General features: G+C 70.8%; 15 protein-coding genes. 7 read left to right on the forward strand and 8 right to left on the reverse strand.

Going from position 1 to position 20,504, the window contains the following annotated elements:
- Nucleotides 1-394: citrate/2-methylcitrate synthase (locus tag ACPEH1_RS15385; protein WP_423716019.1), on the reverse strand; the 394-nt coding region annotated here is incomplete at its 3' end.
- Nucleotides 395-423: 29 nt separating this feature from the next.
- On the reverse strand, nt 424-1,314 hold the full coding sequence (prpB, locus tag ACPEH1_RS15390; protein ID WP_051008596.1) for a methylisocitrate lyase: 891 nt from the start codon (nt 1,312-1,314) through the stop codon (nt 424-426).
- Between the two features lie 157 nt (nt 1,315-1,471).
- Here prpB and prpR point away from each other — a divergent pair, with 157 nt between their 5' ends.
- A complete protein-coding gene (gene prpR, locus ACPEH1_RS15395; RefSeq protein ID WP_423716020.1) occupies nt 1,472-3,091 on the forward strand; it encodes a propionate catabolism operon regulatory protein PrpR in 1,620 nt (539 codons plus the stop codon).
- 19 nt (nt 3,092-3,110) lie between these two features.
- Here the strand turns inward: prpR and aac(6') are convergent, their stop codons facing one another.
- Nucleotides 3,111-3,572, reverse strand: coding sequence for an aminoglycoside 6'-N-acetyltransferase (gene aac(6') / locus ACPEH1_RS15400; RefSeq protein ID WP_262072006.1), 462 nt, complete (start codon nt 3,570-3,572; stop codon nt 3,111-3,113).
- The gene (gene pdxH, locus ACPEH1_RS15405; protein WP_136003090.1) at nt 3,569-4,168 is read right to left on the reverse strand and encodes a pyridoxamine 5'-phosphate oxidase; all 600 of its coding nucleotides are present in this window, start codon (nt 4,166-4,168) and stop codon (nt 3,569-3,571) included. The genes aac(6') and pdxH overlap by 4 nt, the downstream gene beginning before the upstream one ends.
- A gap of 41 nt (nt 4,169-4,209) precedes the next feature.
- Between pdxH and ACPEH1_RS15410 the strand changes: the two genes are divergently transcribed.
- The gene (locus tag ACPEH1_RS15410; protein ID WP_153164645.1) at nt 4,210-5,070 is read left to right on the forward strand and encodes a kinase; all 861 of its coding nucleotides are present in this window, start codon (nt 4,210-4,212) and stop codon (nt 5,068-5,070) included.
- Here ACPEH1_RS15410 and ACPEH1_RS15415 read toward each other — a convergent pair.
- The gene (locus tag ACPEH1_RS15415) at nt 5,039-5,242 is read right to left on the reverse strand and encodes a dodecin family protein (RefSeq protein WP_262072004.1); all 204 of its coding nucleotides are present in this window, start codon (nt 5,240-5,242) and stop codon (nt 5,039-5,041) included. The genes ACPEH1_RS15410 and ACPEH1_RS15415 overlap by 32 nt on opposite strands.
- 95 nt (nt 5,243-5,337) lie before the next feature.
- Here ACPEH1_RS15415 and ACPEH1_RS15420 point away from each other — a divergent pair, with 95 nt between their 5' ends.
- The 5 genes from ACPEH1_RS15420 (at nt 5,338) to mdtD (ending at nt 10,003) form a co-directional block, all read left to right on the forward strand.
- On the forward strand, nt 5,338-5,880 hold the full coding sequence (locus tag ACPEH1_RS15420; RefSeq protein ID WP_136003087.1) for a shikimate kinase: 543 nt from the start codon (nt 5,338-5,340) through the stop codon (nt 5,878-5,880).
- Nucleotides 5,877-6,986 (forward strand): 3-dehydroquinate synthase, encoded by a 1,110-nt coding sequence (gene aroB / locus ACPEH1_RS15425; RefSeq protein ID WP_153164646.1) that lies wholly within the window; start codon nt 5,877-5,879, stop codon nt 6,984-6,986. The genes ACPEH1_RS15420 and aroB overlap by 4 nt, the downstream gene beginning before the upstream one ends.
- A gap of 71 nt (nt 6,987-7,057) precedes the next feature.
- Nucleotides 7,058-7,309: a WGR domain-containing protein gene (locus ACPEH1_RS15430; RefSeq protein WP_136003085.1), complete on the forward strand. Its 252-nt coding sequence runs from the start codon at nt 7,058-7,060 to the stop codon at nt 7,307-7,309.
- A gap of 66 nt (nt 7,310-7,375) precedes the next feature.
- Nucleotides 7,376-8,449 carry a uroporphyrinogen decarboxylase gene (hemE, locus tag ACPEH1_RS15435; protein ID WP_423716021.1) on the forward strand — a complete coding sequence of 358 codons (1,074 nt, stop codon included), beginning with the start codon at nt 7,376-7,378 and terminating at the stop codon, nt 8,447-8,449.
- Nucleotides 8,450-8,599: 150 nt separating this feature from the next.
- Complete coding sequence (gene mdtD, locus ACPEH1_RS15440; RefSeq protein WP_017357382.1) at nt 8,600-10,003, forward strand: multidrug transporter subunit MdtD; 1,404 nt, start codon at nt 8,600-8,602, stop codon at nt 10,001-10,003.
- A gap of 6 nt (nt 10,004-10,009) precedes the next feature.
- Here mdtD and ACPEH1_RS15445 read toward each other — a convergent pair whose 3' ends face one another.
- The 3 genes from ACPEH1_RS15445 to ACPEH1_RS15455 form a co-directional block, all read right to left on the reverse strand.
- Nucleotides 10,010-13,549, reverse strand: coding sequence for an ATP-binding protein (locus tag ACPEH1_RS15445; RefSeq protein WP_423716022.1), 3,540 nt, complete (start codon nt 13,547-13,549; stop codon nt 10,010-10,012).
- 101 nt (nt 13,550-13,650) lie between these two features.
- The gene (locus ACPEH1_RS15450; RefSeq protein WP_423716023.1) at nt 13,651-17,073 is read right to left on the reverse strand and encodes a two-component regulator propeller domain-containing protein; all 3,423 of its coding nucleotides are present in this window, start codon (nt 17,071-17,073) and stop codon (nt 13,651-13,653) included.
- Nucleotides 17,073-20,438 (reverse strand): ATP-binding protein, encoded by a 3,366-nt coding sequence (locus ACPEH1_RS15455; RefSeq protein WP_423716024.1) that lies wholly within the window; start codon nt 20,436-20,438, stop codon nt 17,073-17,075. The genes ACPEH1_RS15450 and ACPEH1_RS15455 overlap by 1 nt, the downstream gene beginning before the upstream one ends.
- Nucleotides 20,439-20,504 lie beyond the last annotated feature (66 nt).

The following is a 20,504-nucleotide window of genomic DNA, read 5'->3' on the forward strand; positions in this document are numbered from 1 at the left end:
CGATGTCGCGCGCGCCCGGGTGGTTGTGGTCGTCCTTCTCCGGCGACACGCAGCCGAGCACCGACACGCCGGTGCGCATCACGTCCATCGGGTGCGCCGACGGCGGCAGCTCTTCCAGCGCAGCCTTGACCGCGGCCGGGATGCCGCGCAGCGACTTCAGCTTGGCCTTGTAGGCGACCAGTTCGGCGCGCGTGGGCAGCTTGCCGTGCACCAGCAGGTGGGCGATCTCCTCGAACTCACTGGTGTTGGCCAGGTCCAGGATGTCGTAGCCGCGGTAGTGCAGGTCATTGCCACTGCGGCCAACGGTGCACAGTGCGGTGTTGCCGGCGGCGGTGCCCGACAGGGCGACGGACTTTTTCGGCTTGAAGCCGGGGGCGGTGGTTGCTTCGCTCATGATCCCTCCAGGAAAACAGTGCTTCGGTCTTACTTCTTGGCGGCGAACAGCGCATCGAGCTGCTGCTCGAAGGCGTGGTAGCCGATACGGTCGTACAGTTCCTCGCGCGTCTGCATCGCGTCGACCACGTTGCGCTGGTGGCCTTCCCGACGGATGGTCTCATACACGTTCTCGGCGGCCTTGTTGGCGGCGCGGAACGCGGACAGCGGGAACAGCTGGATTGCCACGCCGGCCGAGGCCAGTTCATCGCGGCTGAACAGCGGGGTCTTGCCGAACTCGGTGATGTTGGCCAGCACCGGCACCTTCACCGCATCGACGAAGCGGCGGTAGGTGTCCAGGTCATAGGCGGCCTCGGCGAAGATGCCATCGGCACCGGCCTCCACGCAGGCGATGGCGCGCTCGATCGCCGCGTCCACGCCGTCCACCTGGATGGCGTCGGTACGCGCGATCAGGAAGAAATCCGGATCGGTCTTGGCATCGGCGGCGGCCTTCACGCGGTCGACCATCTCGCCCTGCGTGACGATTTCCTTGCCGGGACGGTGACCACAGCGCTTGGCGCCGACCTGGTCTTCAATATGGCAGGCGGCCGCACCTGCCTTGATCAGCGACTTTACGGTGCGCGCGATGTTGAACGCGCTGGGGCCGAAGCCGGTGTCGATGTCCACCATCAGCGGCAGGTCGCAGACGTCGGTGATGCGGCGCACGTCGATCAGCACGTCTTCCAGGGTGTTGATGCCCAGGTCCGGCAGGCCCAGCGAGCCGGCGGCAACGCCGCCGCCGGACAGATAGATGGCCCGGTAGCCGGCACGCTGGGCCAGCAGAGCGTGGTTGGCGTTGATCGCGCCGATCACCTGCAGGGGCGATTCGGCGGCCAGCGCAGCGCGGAAGCGGCTGCCCGCGGAGGAAACAGAGGAGCTCATGTGGCATTCCATCGTGAGTGACGGGAGGACAGGCGCAAGGGCCGTGCCAAGTCGCAACCCCATGAATTCATTGAGGCTGGACCACGGCAGCAACGTTTCATGTCCGCCCAATGAAACACATGTAACATGGATGGAACCGAAACATTGAAACAACGCCATGTCCGTCATCCTGCCGCGCCCTCGCCTGCCCGACCTGGACCCCGGCCACCTGCCGGTGATCTGGACGGTGAGCGTCTCCCGCCTGACCGGCCTGCTCGGCGATGTGATTCCCGAATTCGACCGCCGCGCACGGATCGTGCCGATCAACCTCGGCTTCGAGGAAGCGGTGGACGTGATCGGCCAGCGGCTGCGTCGCGAGCACTGCGATGTCGTGATCGCCGGCGGCTCCAACGCGGCCTACCTGCGCAGCCGGCTGGAGGTGCCGCTGGTGCCGATCCAGGCCAACGGCTTCGACCTGATGGAAGCGCTGGCGCGCGCGCGGCGCATCGCACCGCGCATCGGCCTGGTCACCCATGCCACCGACGTGCCCACCTTCGGCAGCTTCCAGCACAGCTTCGGGCTGGACATCGAACACCGCCGCTTTGTCACCCGTGAAGACGCCCGCGACTGCATCGCCGACATGCGCGCCAACGGCATCGAGGTGATCGTCGGCACCGGCATGGCCATCGATCATGCCGAGCAGGTGGGCCTGCCGGGCGTGCTGCTGTACTCGGCCGATTCGGTGCGGCAGGCATTCGAGCATGCGCTGGAACTGACCCAGACCCTGGCCCGGTCCGGTGCGCCGTCGCCGCGGCGCCGGCCGCCGGCCCGGCACCGCGATGCCGACCACGCCCTGCTCGGCGACAGTCCGCCGATGCAGCAGGTACGCGATCGCATCGCGCTGTACGCCCCGCACGACAGCACCGTGCTGGTCACTGGCGCCACTGGCACCGGCAAGGAACTGGTGGCGCGCCAGCTGCACGCCGCCAGTGGCCGGCGCGGCCGCTTCGTGGCGCTCAACTGCGGGGCGATCAGTGAATCGCTGCTGGAGGCCGAGCTGTTCGGCTATACCGAAGGCGCCTTCACCGGCGCGCGCCGGGGTGGGCGCGTGGGCCTGGTCGAAGCGGCCGAGGGCGGCACGCTGTTCCTGGACGAGATCGGCGAGCTGCCACTGCCGCTGCAGACCCGCCTGCTGCGGGTGCTGGAAGAGCGCGAAGTGCTGCGCGTCGGTGCGACCGAACCTACGCCGGTGGATGTGCGTGTGGTCGCCGCCACGCTGCAAAGCCTGGAATCGCTGGTGGAGGCGCAGCGCTTCCGCCGCGATCTGTACTTCCGGCTGGCGGCGCTGCGGATCGCCCTGCCCACCCTGCGCGAACGCAGCGAGGACATTCCGCTGCTGGTGGCCCACTTCTTCCGGCAGCTCGGCCAGACCGCCTCGCCCCTTTCTGTGGCAGCGCTGCAGCGGCTGGGCGAGGCGCCGTGGCCGGGCAACGTGCGGGAACTGCGCAACGTGGTCGACCGGCTGCGCATCCACTGGCAGCACCGGCCAGGCGACCTGTCGTTGGCGCAGATGCTGCAGTGGGTGCCGGAACTGGACGGATTGCCCCGCGCGCCCGCGCCTGCCCGGGTCGATACGCCGCCGTCGGGGGTGGGGGCGGCCGCCGCCGCCCGGCCGGACGCCGTCACGCTGCAGCAGGTCCTCGCCGCGTGCGGGGGCAACCGCGAGCAGGCGTGCGCGCAGCTCGGCGTTTCGCGCACCACGCTGTGGCGATGGCTGCGCGCCGCCGCGATCGTCTAGCGGCCACGCGGTACGCGCGTCAGGGCAGCGGCTGCAGCGCCATGCGGAAGTACACCACGCGCTCGGTTTCCTCGAATCCGCATGCGCGATGCGCCGCATGCGCGGCCACCGCGTCCAGCGCGCTGTCCGAGGCCAGTTCGCTGCAGCCGGCCGCGCGCGTCCAGGCCGCCGCCGCATCAAGCAGCGTGCGTCCCGTGCCCTGGCCCTGCCAGCCCGGCTGCACGTACCAGCCTTCGAGAAAGCCAACCGGCGAGCTGTCGGTGCCGTTGACGTAGTCGCGGCGCAGCCGCACCTCGGCAAAACCGATCGCCTCGCCGTCGGCCGTACACGCCAGCAGCACCGCCCCGTCGGTGTCGGCCAGCGACAGGGCCAACGCATCAACCGGGTCGTCGGCGTCGGGCCACAGCCCCAGCCTCAGCCGCGCCCATGCCGCCGCGTCGGCGGGCACCGCCTGCCGGATCACGGGCGCAGGCGCACTCACGGGAACAGCAGCCGCTTGCTCCACTGGCCGGATGCGTCGATCTCATAGCACCAGCGCTCATGCAGGCGGAACTGCGCGCCGTACCAGAACTCGATGCGCTGCGGCACTACGCGCAGACCGCTCCAACCCGCCGGACGCGGCACGTCCTGGCCGTCGAAGCGCGCTTCGATCTCCGCCACGCGCGCATCGAATGCCTCGCGCGACGCCAGGGTCTGCGACTGCAGCGAGGCCCATGCACCGATCTGGCTCATGCGCGGACGCGACGCGAAGTAGGCATCGGCCTCCGCGTCGGCCACCTGCTCCACCGCACCTTCGATGCGCACCTGGATGCCGGCCTCGCGCAGGCTGCGCCACAGGAACAGCAGGGCCGCATGCGGGTTCTCCTGCAGTTCCCGGCCCTTGTGGCTGGCCAGGTGGGTGTAGAACACGAAGCCACGCGCATCGAACGCCTTGAGCAGCACGGTACGCGCCGATGGCCGCCCGCCGGCGCCGGCGGTGGCCACCGTCATGGCATTGGGTTCGACTTCGCGGCTTGCCTTGGCTTCTTCGAACAGCCCGGCAAAGGTGGACAACGCTTCGGCATACAGATCGGTCATGGCGGTTTTCTTGTCGCGCGGTTTGGGTTTATTGTCGCTGCATGCCCGCACCTGCGTACATGCCCGCCACAAAAGGATTTCCAGATACGCTGGTCGCGCAGGCGCTGGACGATGCACTGGGGTGTGGTGCGGCCCGTCCAGTATTGGCGATCAGCGGGCTGCAGGGGAGCGGCAAATCGACGCTGGCCGCCCAGGTGGTGGCCCTGGCGGAGGCGCGTGGCCTGCGCGCGGCGATGCTCTCCATCGATGATGTCTACCTGACCCGGGCGCAGCGTCAGCGCCTGGCACGGCAGGTGCACCCGCTGCTGCTGACCCGTGGTCCGCCCGGCACCCACGATCTGCCTCTGGCCCACGCCACGCTCGATGCGGTCGCCACCGGCGGGCCGGTCACCCTGCCCCGCTTCGACAAGCTGGCCGACGAGCGCGAGCCGGCGTCGGCATGGCCACGTCTGGCAGGCCCACTGGACCTGCTGGTGTTCGAAGGCTGGTTTCTCGGCACGCCACCCGAGACCGGGGCCGCACTGGCGGCACCGCTCAACGCGCTCGAGCGCGAGGCCGACCCGGACGGGCGCTGGCGGCGCTGGTGCAACGAGGCGCTGGCCAGGGACTATCCGGCCCTGTGGCAGCGCTGCAACCGGCTGTGGTTCCTGCAGCCGCCGGATTTCTCGGTGGTCCCGCGCTGGCGCTGGCAGCAGGAACAGAACCTGCAGGCCGCCCAACCCGGTCGCAGCAGCATGAGCCGCGCCCAGCTGGAGCGGTTCGTGCAGTACTACGAACGGGTCAGCCGGCAGGCGCTGCGCACGCTGCCGGCCCTGGCCGACCGGGTGATCACGCTGGACGAGCAGCGCCGCGTCGTGCCGGCAGCGCCTCTCAGCTCACCAGGAACGTCACCCGCAGGTTGACCCGCCATTCGGTGATGGTGCCGTCGCCGTCGGTGACCACCTTGGTCTCGTTGATCCAGGCGCCCTGGATGCCCTTCACCGTCTCGGATACCTTCTTCAGGCCGCTGCGGACGGCGTCCTCGACGCTGGTCTTGGAGGAGGCATTGATCTCGATGATTTTGGCCACTGACATGGACAGGCTCCGGCTGCGCGCGGGACATTCCGCGCAGCCCACCATGCGGGCCGGCGCGTAAAGGCCGTGGCACGGAGATGTTAGGATCGCGGGTAATGAATCCCGCTCCGAACCTGATCCTGATCGGCCCGATGGGTGCCGGCAAAACCTGCATCGGGCGCCGCCTGGCGGAGCGCTTCACGCTGGACTTCGTCGACGCCGACCAGGCCATTGTCGAGGCCACCGGCGCCAGCATTCCGGCCCTGTTCGAGCACGCCGGCGAAGCCGGCTTCCGCCAGCACGAACGCCAGGTGCTGCAGGCACTGCTGACCGGCCGCAACCAGCTGGTGTCCACCGGCGGCGGCGCCGTGCTGGACCCGGACAACCGCGCGGCCATCGCCCGGCGCGGCTTTGTAGTGTACCTGCGGGTCAGCGTGCCGGCCCAGCTTGAACGCCTGGCGCGTGACCGCGGCCGCCCGCTGCTGCAGCGCCCGGACCGCGAACAGGTGCTGCACGAGATGGCCGCCCTGCGCGACCCGCTGTACCGCGGGCTGGCCGACCTCACCCTGGATACCGATCTCTACACCCCCGCCGAGGCCACCGCGCAGCTGGTGCTGCGCCTGGCCGCGCAATGGCAGCGACAGGACACCCCCGCATGACCCCCGCTCCCCGCACCGTCGCCGTCGGCGGCGACTCGCCTTACACCATCCATATCGGCCCGGGCCTGCTCGGCCAGGGTGCCCTGCTGGCCCGCCACGTCCGTGGCCGCCATGTGCTGCTGCTCAGCGATTCGTCCGTGGCGCCGTTGTACCTTGACGGGGTAAAGACCGCCCTGCTCGACGCCCGCCCGGACCTGCTGATCGGCACGCTCGTGCTGCCGGCCGGCGAAGCCTCCAAGACCCTGGACAATTTCGGCGCGGCGCTCACCGCACTCGCCGCGCTCGGCGCCACCCGCGATGCCTGCGTGATGGCGCTCGGCGGCGGCGTCGCCGGCGACCTCGCCGGCTTCGCGGCGGCCTGCTGGATGCGGGGCGTGGACTGTGTGCAGTTGCCGACCTCGCTGCTGGCGATGGTCGATTCCTCGGTCGGCGGCAAGACCGCCGTGGACATTCCCGAAGGCAAGAACCTGGTGGGCGCCTTTCACCCGCCGCGCGCGGTGATCGCCGATACCGCCGCCCTGCGTACGCTGCCCCCGCGCGAGCTGCGTGCCGGCCTCGCCGAAGTGATCAAGTACGGCGCGATCGGCGACCCGCTGTTCTTCCAGTGGCTGCAGGCCGAGCACGCCGCGCTGCTGGCCGGTGATGACACCGCGCTGGCCCAGGCGATCGCACGCAGCTGCGAGCACAAGGCCGAGATCGTCGCCCGCGATCCGCTGGAAAAAGGCGAGCGCGCGCTGCTCAACCTCGGCCACACTTTCGGCCACGCCATCGAAACCGAACAGGGCTACGGCGCACCGGGCAATGACAACCTCAACCACGGCGAAGCAGTCGCGGTGGGCATGGTACTGGCCGCACGCCTGTCGGCCCAGCTGGGCATGAGTACCGAGGCCGACACCGTGCAGCTGCGCGATCTGCTGGCGCGCTACGAACTGCCGGTGACGATTCCGCCGGGACTGGCGCCCGAGGCCCTGCTGGCACGGATGCGGCTGGACAAGAAGAACATCGCCGGCCGCCTGCGTCTGGTGCTGTGGCGTGGCATCGGCCGCGCCGAGGTCGTGGCCGACGTCGACGAAGCCGACGTGCTGCGCGTGCTTGCCGCCGGCTGAGGCTGCGACCGTCTGCCGCACCCGGGGCGGCGTCCACGGCCGCCTCCGGCGTTCGCGGCTACAATCGGCACATGCGCGTTTTCCTGCACCAACTCGCCCGCGGTGCCGACCCGGCCCGCTACCTACAGCTCACCCTGCAGCCGGACCTGTTCGGCGGCTGGGAGCTGCTGCACGAGTCCGGCTCCATCGGCGGGCGCGGGCAACTGCGCCGCGAGCTGTTCCTGCAGGAAGACCTGGCGCAGGCCGCCTTCGAGAAAGCGCGCGATGCGCACCTCCACCGCGGCTACACCCTCACCCGCGGCCCCGGCGACCCGCCGCGCTAGGCGGCCACCGCGCCGCCAGCCCCCTTTCGTTCGGCCCTGCGCCACCAGATTCCAAGGAAGCGTTCCGTGACCAGCCCCTCCCGCCATGACCGACTGCTGCGTGCCCTGCGCCGCGAACCGGTGGACTGCACCCCCATCTGGTTGATGCGCCAGGCCGGCCGCTACCTGCCGGAGTACCGCGCCACCCGCGCCAAGGCCGGCAGCTTCCTGGCGATGGCCAAGACGCCCGACATCGCCTGCGAAGTCACCCTGCAGCCGCTGCGCCGTTTCGATCTGGACGCGGCGATCCTGTTCTCGGACATCCTCACCATTCCCGATGCGATGGGCCTGGAGCTGTACTTCGTCGATGGCGAAGGCCCCAGGTTCCGTCACCCCGTACGCGATGCCGCCGCCATCGCCCGGCTGGCGGTGCCGGACATGGAGACCGAACTGCGCTACGTGATGGACGCAGTGCGCGTGATCCGCCGCGAACTCGATGGCAAGGTCCCGCTGATCGGTTTCTCCGGCAGCCCGTGGACGCTGGCCTGCTACATGGTCGAGGGCGGTGGCAGCAAGGACTTCGCCCGGATCAAGGCGATGGCGTTGAACGAGCCGGCCGCTCTGCACCAGCTGCTGTCGGTGGTCACCTATGCGGTGATCGCCTACCTGGCGGCCCAGCGCGCCGCCGGCGCCCAGGTCCTGCAGGTCTTCGACACCTGGGGCGGCGTGCTCAGCCCCTCGATGTACCGCGAGTTCTCGCTGCGCTACCTGACCCGCATCGCGCAGGCGCTCGAGCGCGGCCAGGGCGACCAGCGCACCCCGTTGATCCTGTTCGGCAAGGGCACCGGCCTGCACCTGGGCGCACTGGCCGACACCGGCGCCGATGCACTCGGTGTGGACTGGACCCTGGACCTGTCCGACGCCGTGGCCCGCACCGGTGGTCGCGTCGCACTGCAGGGCAATCTCGACCCCGCCACCCTTTACGGCAACCCGGCGGCCATCGAGCGTGCCGCCGGCCGCGTGCTCGACAGCTATGCCGAGGGCAACGGCGGCTCGCGCGAGGGCCACGTGTTCAACCTGGGGCATGGCATGTCGCCGGACATGAACCCCGACCATGTCGGCGTGCTGGTGGACGCGGTGCATCGGTTGAGCCGGCGCTGAGGGGCAGATGCCGGGCAGCACCCGGCACTGCGCGCCACAGCTGGGTCCCCGCGGCGGGAGACCGGCGCCTCCCGGTCCGACGACGCGGCTCCACCGTTTCTTGATCCAGCATCGGCGATCATGTGTGCCTCGTTGAGGAAGGCACGCACGATGACGACCGGCAGCTACGCTTCGATACGGCCCCTGTTGTGGCTGGTATCGCTGGCGATCTTCATGCAGATGCTGGATTCGACCATCGTCAATACCGCCCTGCCGGCGATGGCGCGCAGCCTCGGCGAAAGCCCCCTGCAGATGCAGTCGGTGGTGTTCAGCTACGCGCTGGCGGTGGCCACCTTCATTCCCGCCTCCGGCTGGATCGCCGACCGCTTCGGCACGCGCCGCACGTTCCTCGTCGCCATCATCCTGTTCACCCTCGGCTCGCTGGCCTGCGCCCTCGCCCAGACGCTGCACCAACTGGTGGGCGCGCGTGTCCTGCAGGGCGTTGGTGGCGCGATGCTGCTGCCGGTCGGCCGCCTTGCCGTGATGCGTTCGGTTCCGCGCGACGACTTCCTGCGCGCCATGAGCTTCATCGCCATCCCCGCGCTGATCGGCCCGCTGATCGGGCCCACCCTCGGCGGGTGGCTGGTCGAAGTCGCCTCCTGGCACTGGGTGTTCCTGATCAATCTGCCGATCGGCGTGATCGGCTTCATCGCCGCCATGAAGATCATGCCCGACCATTACGCCGAGCACCGCACCCGCTTCGACCTGCCCGGCTACCTCATGCTTGCGTTCGGCATGGTGGTGCTGTCGCTCGCGCTGGACGGCATCTCCGGCATGGGCACGCCGCATGCGCTGGTCATGCTGATGACGGTGGCCGGCCTGGCCGCGCTGGTCGGTTACTGGCTGCACGCGGCCAACTCCACCGCGCCGCTGTTCTCGCTGGCCCTGTTCCATGTGCCCAGCTATCGCATCGGCATCCTCGGCAACCTGTTCTCGCGCATCGGCAGCAGCGCCATGCCGCTGCTGATACCCCTGCTCCTGCAGGTCGGCATGGGCATGAGCCCGATGAATGCCGGCCTGTTGATGATTCCGGTGGCCGCCGCCGGCATGGTCTCCAAGCGCTATGCCGTCAAACTGGTCGAACGGTTCGGCTACCGGCGTGTGCTGATGGTCAACACTGTGCTGGTCGGCCTGGCAATGGCCAGTTTCATTGTCATGACCCCCGGGCAGCCGACGTGGCTGCGCGTGGTGCAGCTGGCGGTATTCGGCGCGGTCAACTCGCTGCAGTTCACCGTCATGAACACCGTGACCCTGCGCGATCTCGACCGCGAATTCGCCAGCCCCGGCAACAGCCTGCTGTCGATGGTGATGATGCTCGCCACCGGCTTCGGCGCTGCGGCGGCCGGCAGCCTGCTGGCCGCGTTCGGCCACCTCGACGTCGCACACGGCGCCACCGCCGCACTGCATGCCACCTTCGTCTGCGTGGGTGCGATCACGCTGACCTCCACGCTGATTTTCTGGCAGCTTCCCGATACGCGCCCTTCACCGCGCGATGTTGAAGAAGTGGCCGAGTAGCGCCCCTCACACAGGCGGCGGCCAGGGCCCCAGCGCGCGGGCGATTGCGGCGACCAGCAGATCGCCGGTCACCGGCTTGCGCAGGAAGTCCTTGAACCCGGCCTGGCGTACCTGCGCCTCGATCGCCGGATCGGTGCGCGCGGTCACCGCGATGATCGGCATCTCGTAGCCCTGATTGCGGAACTGCTCGGCCAGTTCGATGCCGCTCAGCCCGGGCAGATCCAGATCCAGCAGCGCCACGTCGAAGGGGGTATCCATCACCTCGCGCAGGGCGGCCAGCGCGTGCGCGGCATGGATCACCTCGTGGCCGCGCGCACCGAGCAAGCCGGTCACCACGTCGGCCACGGTGGTGTCATCTTCCACCAGCAGGATGCGCAACGGCGGCAGCGTGGCCACCGCCGCCGCGCCCGGTGAAGCATCGACGGCGGCGCCGTGCTGCAACGGCAGCGGCAGGGTCACGCTGAAACGGGTACCACTGCCGAGCTGGCTCTCCACGTCCACCTGGCCCTGCATGGCCAGTGCAAGTTCCCGGCAGATCGCCAGCCCCAACCCGCTGCCGCCGTACTGTGCGGCCGTGCGCGCGCCATCGGCCTGCTCGAATCGTTTGAACAGACGCTGCTGCTGTTCGACACTGATGCCCGGCCCGGTGTCGGCCACTTCGATGTACACACCGCGGTCGGGCGCGATCGCGCGCAGATGCAGGCTGACATGGCCGTGGCTGGTGAACTTGACCGCGTTGCCGAGCAGGTTGAGCAGGATCTGGCGCACGCGCATTTCATCGCCCACCGCCCAGGTGCCCGGCGGCAACGCATTGTCCACCATGAAACGCAGTTGCTTCTGTTCGGCCAGTGCGCTCATCAGCGTGCAGACGTCGTGCACCAGCTGGTCCAGCGGGAACGGCTGCGTCTGCAGTTCCAGCCGGCCGGACTCGATCCGCGCCAGATCCAGCGCGTCGTTGACCAGGTGCAGCAGGTGCTCGCCGGCGTGGCGGATCGATTCGGTGTAGCTGCGCTGTTTCGGGTCCAGCGGCGAGGCAAGCAGCAGCTCGCTCATGCCCAGCACACCGGTCATCGGCGTGCGCACCTCGTGCCCGAGGTTGGCCAGGAAGCGGGTCTTGGCCATCGACGCCTGTTCGGCCAGTTCCTGCTTGTGCAGCGCCAGCTGATAGGCATGCCGACGTTGCAGCCGCCGCCGGTACAACCAGGCGAACAGGCTCAACGACAGCAGCACCAGCGAGGTCAACAGCAACAGGCCGGACAGGCTCCGCCACCACGGTGGCAGCACCCGGAACTCAAGCACCTGCACCCGCGACCAGATGTGGTCGGCCGACCGGGCCTGCACTTCCAGCCGGTAACGCCCCGGCGACAGCCGCGAGAACAGACGCTCGCCGGCCGGCCCCACTTCGACCCAGTCCGGGTCGTAGCCGGCCAGGCGGTAACGGTAGGTATTGGAGGACGAATCGGCGAAGGACAGCAGCCGCGCCACGATGCGCAGGTCACGGTCGCCATCGGCGATCTCCAGGGGGTTCAGATGGGTCAGGTCGATCACACGTTCGCCGCGGCGTACCTCCACCCGTTCGATCACCAGCGGCGCGCGCCGGGTGGAGGGCTTCACCTGCGCCGGGTCGAATACCACCACACCGGCCGGGGTGCCGCCGGCAATCCGGCCGCTGGCCGTCATGGTCAGTGTGCGGCGACGGAATTCCTGGCTGGGCAGACCGTCATGCACGCCATACAGGCGCACGTTCTCGCTGTGCGGATCGGCGCGCACCAGGCCGCGCGCGCTGGCCGCCCACACCACGCCCTGCGCATCGACCACCAGGCCCGAGGCGGACACTTCCGGATAGCCGCGCTCGGCGCCGATCTGCGCGACGTGCACCAGCCGTTCGTCCTGCCAGCGGTACTGGCTCAGGCGCCCCTCTTCGGACAGCCACACCGAGCCATCGGCGGCCCAGGCCATCGCGTACACACCGCCGGTGGGGCCGCCCGGTACCGGTTCGAAACGACGGCGCATCGGGACCCACCGCATCAGCCCCTGGTTGGTGGCCTGCCACAGGTGATCGCCGGGGCCGCAGCGGATGTCCTGGGTCATCTGCCCGGGCGCCATGCCCGCATGGCCCAGCGGGATCTGGTTGAGCACGTGGCCATCCAGATCACGCTGCTGCAGGCCGTTGGAGGCCATGACCCAGAGCCGGTTGCCATCGCACAGGATCAGCGCTTCGATCGCGCCCTCCATCGAGGCGTCAACGGCGGCATCGCGCCCCCAGCGGCGCATGCGTCCGTCCTTGGGGTCGTAGCGCGTCAACGCGTCCCACGAACCGATCCAGACCTGCCCGCGCGGGTCCTCGACCACCGACTGCAGCCACTGGGTCCCATCCACCCAGGTTTTGTGCTGTTCGATCTGACCGCTCACCGGATCGAATTTATCCAGCGCCCCGTGCGTGCCCACCGTCCACACCCCGCCATCGGCGGCAGCGGCCATGCCAAGCGCATAGGCATTGCGCAACGATGCCGGATCATCCTCCAGGCGCGACAACACCGAGAACTGCCACCAGCGCGGCAACAGATGCCACAGGCCGCCATTGGTGCTGGCCATCCAGATGCCGCCTTCGCGGTCTTCATAGGCGCCCGTCCAGTTCGGCCGCACCTGCCCGCGCGCCACCGCGCTGTACAGCGGCACCTGCTGGAACTGATTGTCAAAGGCGCGACCAAGGCCCGAGCGGGTGTCCAGCCAATACCCGCCCTGTTCGTCGCGCAGCATCATGCCCAGGATCTGGTCACCCGCGGAGACCTTCCAGGGCGCCGGTTCGAACCGGCCGTCCGGACGTCGCACCACGACCCCGGCGTTGGTATTGATCCACAGGCTGCCGTCGGACTCGGGGGTGAGCCCATTGATCATCGCCAGCGGCAACAGAGCGTCGGGCACGCGCTCGAAATCGTGGCCGGTCCAGCGCGCCAGCCCCGCCTTGGTGCCGACCCACAGGGTGCCGTCCGGCGTGGTGGCCAGATTGCCCACCGACGCGGAGGGCAGGCTGCGCGGATTGTGCCGCTCGGGCATGTAGCGGGTGATCGTGCCATCGCGGTCCATGCGATGCAGGCCGCCTTCGAACGTCCCGAACCAGATCGCGCCATCCGGCGTGGACGCCACGCTCCAGATCGTGTTGCTGCCGATCTCGGGATGGTTCTGGCGGTCGTGGAAACGCAGCTCGCGGCGATCGGCCGACATCATCACCAGGCCGGCGTGCTCGGTACCGATCCAGAGCCGGTTGCGCGGATCCACATGCACCGTCCAGATATGGTTGTCGCGCAGCCCATCCTCGGCACGCCAGATGCGGTAGTTGCGCCCGTCGAAGCGGGCCAGGCCGTCGTTGGTGGCGATCCACAGGTAGCCGTAGCGATCCTCGGCCATGCGGTTGACGGTGTTCGACGGCAGGCCGTCGAACACGGTCACCTGGCGGGGCGTCGGCGGTACCGGTTGCGCGGCGGCCACGCCGGCGCAGCCCAGGCCCACGGTGATGAGGAGCAACCACAACAGACGCAACACCAATGGATCTCCCGAGTCTGTCCGTCGATTCGCAGCGCCCGCCACGGGTGGGCATGCATCCGTCCCGGTCCCCGGGCAGCGGCCCACATACTAAACCGCCCGGCTCATGGCGTCGCCTCCGGTCCGGCCTGCAGCACCGTCTCGATCGCCGCAGCGCCGAGTGGCAGCGGTACCACGCCGGCGGCACCGGCCTGCCGCGCCTGCCACGACAGCGCCGCAGTCGGCGCCGGGTCCAGCAGCCAGGCCGGCCCGTCGCCGGGTCGCTCGCGCACCAGACCGAGCAGCGCCAGGCCGTCGACCCCCGGCAGTGTGCGCTCCACCAGCAGTGCCTCCACCGGCCCCCGCGACAGTACCGGCAGGGCGGCCAGCGCGTGCGCCGCATGCAGCACGTGCCGGCCGTGCGCGCGCAGACCGGCCATCAACCTGCGGGCAGCGGCGGTGTCCCGCATCACCAGCAGCACCGGCGACCGCCCGCCACCATCATCGGCGAGGTCCAGGTTCCGGTGCCGCAGGCCACCGGCCATCGGCAGATGCACCAGCACCCGCCAACCATCGACGGCAGGAGCCACGGTGATATGCCCGCCCATCGCCTCCACCCGCAGGCGTGCCGGCGACAGGGCAGTCTGCAGCGCCTCACACGTGGGCGACGGCAGGGGCAACGTCGCCGTTGTCGTCCTGCGCCCACCGCGCAGATGCGCGGCCAGTTCCACGCGGACGCCGGCGTGCCCGGGCAACGGGTCGGCGTGCAGCAGCAGTTGCCGCGCATCGGTACCGCTGGACAAGGCCTGCAGGGCCAGCACGACGGCCTCGGCCATGCGCTCCGGATCACCGCACCCGACCTGGGTGGGCCCCACCCGCAGGCATGCCGCCAATGCCTGCCCACGCTGGCACAGCGGGAGCACCTGGGTAGTGACCACCCGCTGCAACACCGCCAGCGGCGCAAACACGCGGGGATGCAGGTTCGGCCTTCCCGCCTCCAGCCGGGCGGTATCCAGCGTGCGGTTCACGATTTCCAGCAGTTGCCGCCCTGCCCGGTGGATGCGCCGCACCCGGTCCTGCTCGGCAGGGCCAAGCCGGCCATCGAGCAGCAGCTCGCTCATGCCCAGCACGCCGGTCAACGGGGTCCGCAGTTCGTGGCCCAGCGTTGCCAGATAGTCTGCCTTGGCCCGCCCCGCCCGTTCGTCGGCCGCCTGGCGACGCGTCGCAGCCGCCTCGCGGCGCCGCTGCCGACACCGGCGCACGCCGACGCCGGCCAGTGCCACAACCAGCACGGTGCCGCCGGCAGCCAGGCCGGCGCGGACGTCGGTGCGTTCCAGCGTGGAGGGAGCCATGTCCACCTCCAGTACCTGCACGGCCGACCACGGCCCGCCGTCGCTGCGCGCCTGGTAGAACACACGATGACGTCCCGATGCCAACGTCGGAAACTCGCGGATGCCGGGCCGTCCGACGCTGATCCACCCGGCGCGCTGCCCTGCCATGCGGATGCGGTACTCGCGGCGGCGCCCGTCGCTGGCCAGCACGCGCACCTGCACCCGCAGATCGCGGTCGCCCGGCTGCAGCCGCACGGGCGAGACCGCCGGCAGCTCTGCCAGCACGCCGTGGCGACGCACCTGTACACGATCCAGCACCGGTATCGGATCGGCGCGGGGTGCCTGCAGCGCCGCCACCTCCACCAGCACTGCCCCGCCGGCCGTGTCCAGTGGCAGCAGCAGATGGTGGCCGGCGCGCAGTATCCGGCCGCTGCGCATTGCCGCAGCTGGCAGGCCATCGGCCGGCGTGAGCACGCGCGGCGCCGCCCCGTCGTGGCCCAGCCGCAGCAGTCCGCGTGCCGTGGTTGCCCACAGTCCGCCACCGGCATCACGGGCCAATCCACGCACGGGACCTGCATCGGGGTCGAGCGGCCGTCGTGTCTCGGCGATGAGACGGCCGCCCTGCCAGCGGTAGCCGGTCACGGCCGAGCGCCCGGCCACCCACACCCGGCCCTGCGCATCCACATGCAAGGCCGTCACCGCCTCTCCGCCCACGCCCGGCACCGGCTCCAACCGCTGGCGTTCCGCCGCCCAGCGGTACACCCGCGTCGCCGACGCCACCCAGAGTGCGCCGTCGGCCCCGCATTGCATCGCTGCCGCGTCCACTGCTGCCGGCAGGCCTGCCGCGCTGCGCGACCAGCGACCGCGCAGGCGTCCCCGTCGATCGCGCTGCTGCAGCCAATCGCCGTCCAGGTGCCAGAGCTCCCCGGCTCCGCAACTGCGAAGCACCCGCTCGGCGCCCTGAGGCTGGACCGGCACCGTCCAGCGACGCACTGCGCGGCTGCGCGGGTCCCAGCGGGTCAACCGGCCCGGCCCCGCCATCCACACCTGGCCGTGGCTGTCTTCAACAACGGCACGCCGGCCTGCCCCGCGTGGAGTCGCATCACGCACCACCCGGCGGGAGCGCGGCGCGGCCGTCGCGTCGATCCAGTGCAGCCCACCGTCGGTGCCTGCCCACCATGCGCCGCCGTCCCGTCCACTGGTCCATGCCGCCGGCAGTGCCGCGTCCTGGCCCGGCGCACCCGCGATGGTGCGGAACGCACGCCAGTCCGGCCGCAGCCGCCAGACCCCCAACTGGGCGGCAAGCAGCCACACGCCGCCATCGCGATCCTCGTGCATGCCCACGATACGGGGGCGTGTCCGTCCGTCCGACGCCGTCAGCGCCACCTCGCGCCGCACGCCGGTCTGCGGGTCTTCGCGCCACACGTGCGGGCCCTGCGCAAGCCAGCGCGCGCCATCGCGCGTGACACCGAGCAGGCGCAGGCCCGGCACGGACGCAGACGCGGCGACTGCCTCCGTCGCGGTGCGTCGCTGCACACCGCCGGCGTCGCCGACCCACATGTGCGCACCCGCCGGGGCCAACGCATGGACTGCCCGGTCCGCTGCGCGGGTGGGCAGAAAGGCCTCCCCGCGCCAGCGTGCCAGGCCCCCTGCAGTGCCGATCCACACGGTGCCATCCGCACCGCGCGCAAGGGCACGCACGCGGGGAGACGGCAATCCTGCCCCTGCCGGACCCGGCAGGAAGCGCTGCAGCCGCCCGTCGGCAGTGCGTCGATACAGACCGGCATCGCGCGTGCCGAACCAGAGCGAACCGTCTGGCAGGGGCAGCAGCGTGGTGATCGCACTGGCGGCCAGCGCGCGCGCGCCCTCCACGCGACGCAGGTGGCGACCGTCGGCGGAAAGATGCAGCAGATGGCCGCTGGCCGTGCCGGCCCACAGCTGGTCCTGCGCATCCAGCGCCACGCTGGTGATGTCGTTGTCGGGCAGCCCCTGTTCAATGCGCCACAGCCGGAAGCGCCGTCCATCGTGGCGCGCCAGTCCATCGGAGGTTGCAAACCAGCGGTAGCCCTGCCGATCCTCCACGATCTGGTAGACACGGTCCGATGGCAGTCCCTGACGCATGGAAACCTGTACCGCATCGGGCGTGTGAGCCCACGCGCCCGGCACGACCAGGTGCCCCCAGAGCAGGACAAGGCACAGCCGCACCAGGCCCTTCATCACCGGTCCACGCACTGCTGCAACGCCGTGGCCAGATGCCTTGCGGTCACAGGCAGCCGCAGGAAGGCGGCGTAGCCACCCGCCTCCGCCAGGCGCGCCGCCTGCGGGGCGCTGCAGGCGCTCAATGCCAGGCGGGGGACGCCGGGCCATTGCGTGGCCAGCCGCAGGCCGACGCTGCCGGCGGCGTCGCCGAGCGCCGGGTCGACCACGATGACGTCCCATGCCGGCGCGGCCCTCGGCCGCTCCGGCGCCCGGCCGTCGACGACCTGCACGTGATGGCCAAGGTGCCGCAGCAAGGCGGCAACCACGTCGGCGACGGCTGGCGCCACCACCAGCAGCCGCAGCGCGCGTGCGTGCCGCTGCGCGGGCTGCCCGACATCGCCGGCGTCGGCAGGCATGCGGACCGGCGGCATGGGCAGTTGCAGGGTGAAGCAGCTCCCCTCCCCGACCACGCTCGCCAGCGTGATGTCGCCCCCCATCGCCTGGGCCAGCTGCCGCGAGATCGCCAGACCCAGGCCGGTCCCCCCGTGGCGCGCCGCCGTGCGCTCCCCGTCGGCCTGCTCGAAGCGCTGGAAGATGCGTCGCTGCTGCACCGGGTCCAGACCCGGACCCGTATCGATCACGCGCAGGCACACACCGTCCGCAGTGCCGGTGTACGCCGCCTCCAGCACCACCTGCCCACGCGCCGTGAACTTCAACGCGTTGCCAAGCAGATTGAGCAGGATCTGACGCAGGCGTGCGGGATCGCCGAGGAAACCGCGGCGGGCTGCCGGGTCCACCTGCCAGCGCAGCGACACGCCGCGCGCCTGCGCCACCGGTTGCAGCAGGGCCTGCAGATCGTCCAGCAGCGCGGGCAGATCGAACGCCACACACTGCAGGTGCGGGGTTCCGGCCTCCACCTGCGCGACATCCAGCGCGTCGTCCATCAGCTGCATCAGGTGTTCACCGGCGCGATGCAGGCTGCGCACCTGGTCGCGCTGCGCATCGGTCAGCGGCGCGTGCTGCAGCGCGTCGCTCCAGCCGAGCACCGCACTCATCGGCACCCGCACATCCCGGCCCAACCGCAGCAGCATGTCGGTGCGCGCCCGCGATGCCTGCGCCGCCCGTTGCCGCTGTTCCTCGCCATGCCGCGCGCGCAGCCGCCGCCGAGCATGGCGGCGGTACGCACGTATGCCGAGCACGGTGGCCGCGCCAAGCACTGCGGCGATGGCCAGCCGCCCGCGCATTGCCTGCCCGGCGCCGGGGGCGACGTCCAGCACAAGGGAGGTGTGCGACGCGGCACGCCCGTCATCTGGCAGCGCCTGCACGTCGAGGACATGCCGGCCCGGCGGAAGCCGCGCGAACATGCGCTGGCCGAGGTGACCGGTATCCACGCTGTCGTTGCCCGTGCCACGCAGTGCGAAACGGTAGCGCACGCGCATGGGATCGGCATTGCCGGCCAGGCGCACGGCAACCCGTACGTTGCGGTCACTTGCGCGCAACCGCACGGTGCCGGCCGCCGGCAACGGGACCATTGCGTGCCCCCGGTGCACGCTGACCGCGTCGATGTGCAGCCCGCGCCGTCGTGACGGATCGCGCAGACGGGCCGGATCGAACAGCAGCACGCCGCCTTCGCGCACGGCCGCCACCAGCGTGCCATCGGACAGCGTGCGCAGGCGCTGGGGCATGACCTGCTGCACCGGCACGCCGTCGCCCGTATCGAACAGGCGGATCCGCCCGGTATCCGGATCGGCACGCACCAGGCCCCGCGCGCTGCCGCTCCACGCCGTTCCTGCCCCGTCCACGGCCAGCGCCTGCGCGTCCAGCTGCGGATACCCCTGAGCCGCATCGAAGCGCTGCGTCGGGTGCAGCCGCTGGCCATCCCAGCGGTAGCGCTGCAACGCGCCGGGACCGCTGGTCCACAGATGCCCGTGCGCATCCTCGGCCAACGCCGAGACACGGCCTGATACACCGCCGGACACACGTGTGAAGCGCTCCTGCGCCGGCAGCCAGCGACGCAGCCCGCCGCGGTCGCCCGCCCACAGGGTGCCATCGCGCGCGCACAGCAGCGGGACCGCCGACGCCGGCGGCATCCAACCCAGCGCCGCCGGCGTGCCTCGCAGCCGCACCACACCGTCCGCATCGCGGCGCTGCACGTGGTCGTTGGCGACGATCCACACCGCGCCATCGCGGCACACCGTTACCGCCAGCGGCCCCGTCCCGGCGTCGACCGGCAATGACCAGCGCCGCCAGTGCCGGTGTGAAGGGGTGTAGCGCAACAGCCGCGAGCCTGTCGCGATCCAGACCCTGCCCTGCGCATCCTCGGCCATGCCCAGCGTGCGTGCCTCGTCCAGCTCACCGGTGAACGGCACCGGGCGCCCCGCCATACCGGTACGCGGGTCGAGGAGCTGCAGGTTGCCGTGGCTGCCGGCCACCCAGATCCGGCCATCCTTCGACGCCGCCAGCGCGCCCGCGTAGGGGTCGCGCAGGCCCGCGCCCGGCGCCAGCGCGGTGAACTGCTGCCAGCGCGGCGGCAGGCGCCACAGCCGATGGTCGTCGCTGCGCAGCCACACGCCGCCGTTGCGGTCTTCCTGCATCTGCCGAATCACTGGCGCAGGCAGCCCTGGAGGGGATGGCAATGCAACCCGTCGCACCTCGGCGGCCTGCGTCAGCACCAGCCCATCAGCCTGCTGCCACCAGGTCTCGCCGGCGTCCCCCCGCAGCAGCGCGCGGGCGGCGGTCGCGTGGGTGCGCGTGGGCACGGCATCGGGATGGGCAAGATGGAAGGCGGCCCGTGCGGTGGTCACCCAGACCCCGCCGCACGGATCGGCGGTCAGACCCACCACCGGTGTGGACGGCCATGCCGCGACCGGTGTCAGCTGCGCCGAACGACCATAGGCCAACCCCTTCGCGGTCCCGACCCACATGCCCCCATCCCGATCACGCGCCAGTGCGGTGATCTGCGGCGACGGCAGGCCGCGCGCGCGTACCCAGCCGGCGGCATCGCGCCACACGTAGGCCCCGTCGGAGGCACTGCCCACCCACAGGCCGAGTACGTCACTGGACAGATGATCGATCCGCAGCGCGCGCGCGGCGCCCGGCGCGCGCGGCGCGGGATGGCGGTCAACCCGTTCACGGTCGTCCGACCAGGCCATCAGCTGTCGCGAAGCGGTCAGGCCCCACAGTCGGCCGCGCGGATCGACATGCAACCGTACCCACGCCGTCTCCGACATCCCGCGCGCTGTCGGCTGCAGCCGATAGCGGCGCCCGTCGAAGCGCAGCACTCCCAGCTCGGTGGCCAGCCACACGTCGCCGAGCGCGTCCTCCACCACGTCGCGCACCTCGCGGGCAGGCAAGCCGGTGGTCGCATCCTGCAGTTGCGGCACAGGGCGCATCCCCCCTTGTGCATCGCCCCGCAGGGGCCAGGCCAGCCAGGCCAGCATCAGCAGCAG

Origin of the sequence: Stenotrophomonas sp. NPDC077421 (genome assembly GCF_049545505.1) — a bacterium.
GTDB classification, from domain to species: domain Bacteria; phylum Pseudomonadota; class Gammaproteobacteria; order Xanthomonadales; family Xanthomonadaceae; genus Stenotrophomonas; species Stenotrophomonas nematodicola.

What these genes read in the sequence shown, in the direction of transcription:
- ACPEH1_RS15430 (WP_136003085.1), top strand. Translation starts at nt 7,058, where the DNA reads ATGCGCGTTTTCCTGCACCAACTCGCCCGCGGTGCCGACCCGGCCCGC.
- pdxH (WP_136003090.1), bottom strand. Translation starts at nt 4,168, where the DNA reads ATGACCGATCTGTATGCCGAAGCGTTGTCCACCTTTGCCGGGCTGTTC.
- prpB (WP_051008596.1), bottom strand. Translation starts at nt 1,314, where the DNA reads ATGAGCTCCTCTGTTTCCTCCGCGGGCAGCCGCTTCCGCGCTGCGCTG.
- mdtD (WP_017357382.1), top strand. Translation starts at nt 8,600, where the DNA reads ATGACGACCGGCAGCTACGCTTCGATACGGCCCCTGTTGTGGCTGGTA.
- aroB (WP_153164646.1), top strand. Translation starts at nt 5,877, where the DNA reads ATGACCCCCGCTCCCCGCACCGTCGCCGTCGGCGGCGACTCGCCTTAC.
- prpR (WP_423716020.1), top strand. Translation starts at nt 1,472, where the DNA reads ATGTCCGTCATCCTGCCGCGCCCTCGCCTGCCCGACCTGGACCCCGGC.
- ACPEH1_RS15415 (WP_262072004.1), bottom strand. Translation starts at nt 5,242, where the DNA reads ATGTCAGTGGCCAAAATCATCGAGATCAATGCCTCCTCCAAGACCAGC.
- ACPEH1_RS15420 (WP_136003087.1), top strand. Translation starts at nt 5,338, where the DNA reads ATGAATCCCGCTCCGAACCTGATCCTGATCGGCCCGATGGGTGCCGGC.
- ACPEH1_RS15410 (WP_153164645.1), top strand. Translation starts at nt 4,210, where the DNA reads ATGCCCGCACCTGCGTACATGCCCGCCACAAAAGGATTTCCAGATACG.
- ACPEH1_RS15450 (WP_423716023.1), bottom strand. Translation starts at nt 17,073, where the DNA reads ATGAAGGGCCTGGTGCGGCTGTGCCTTGTCCTGCTCTGGGGGCACCTG.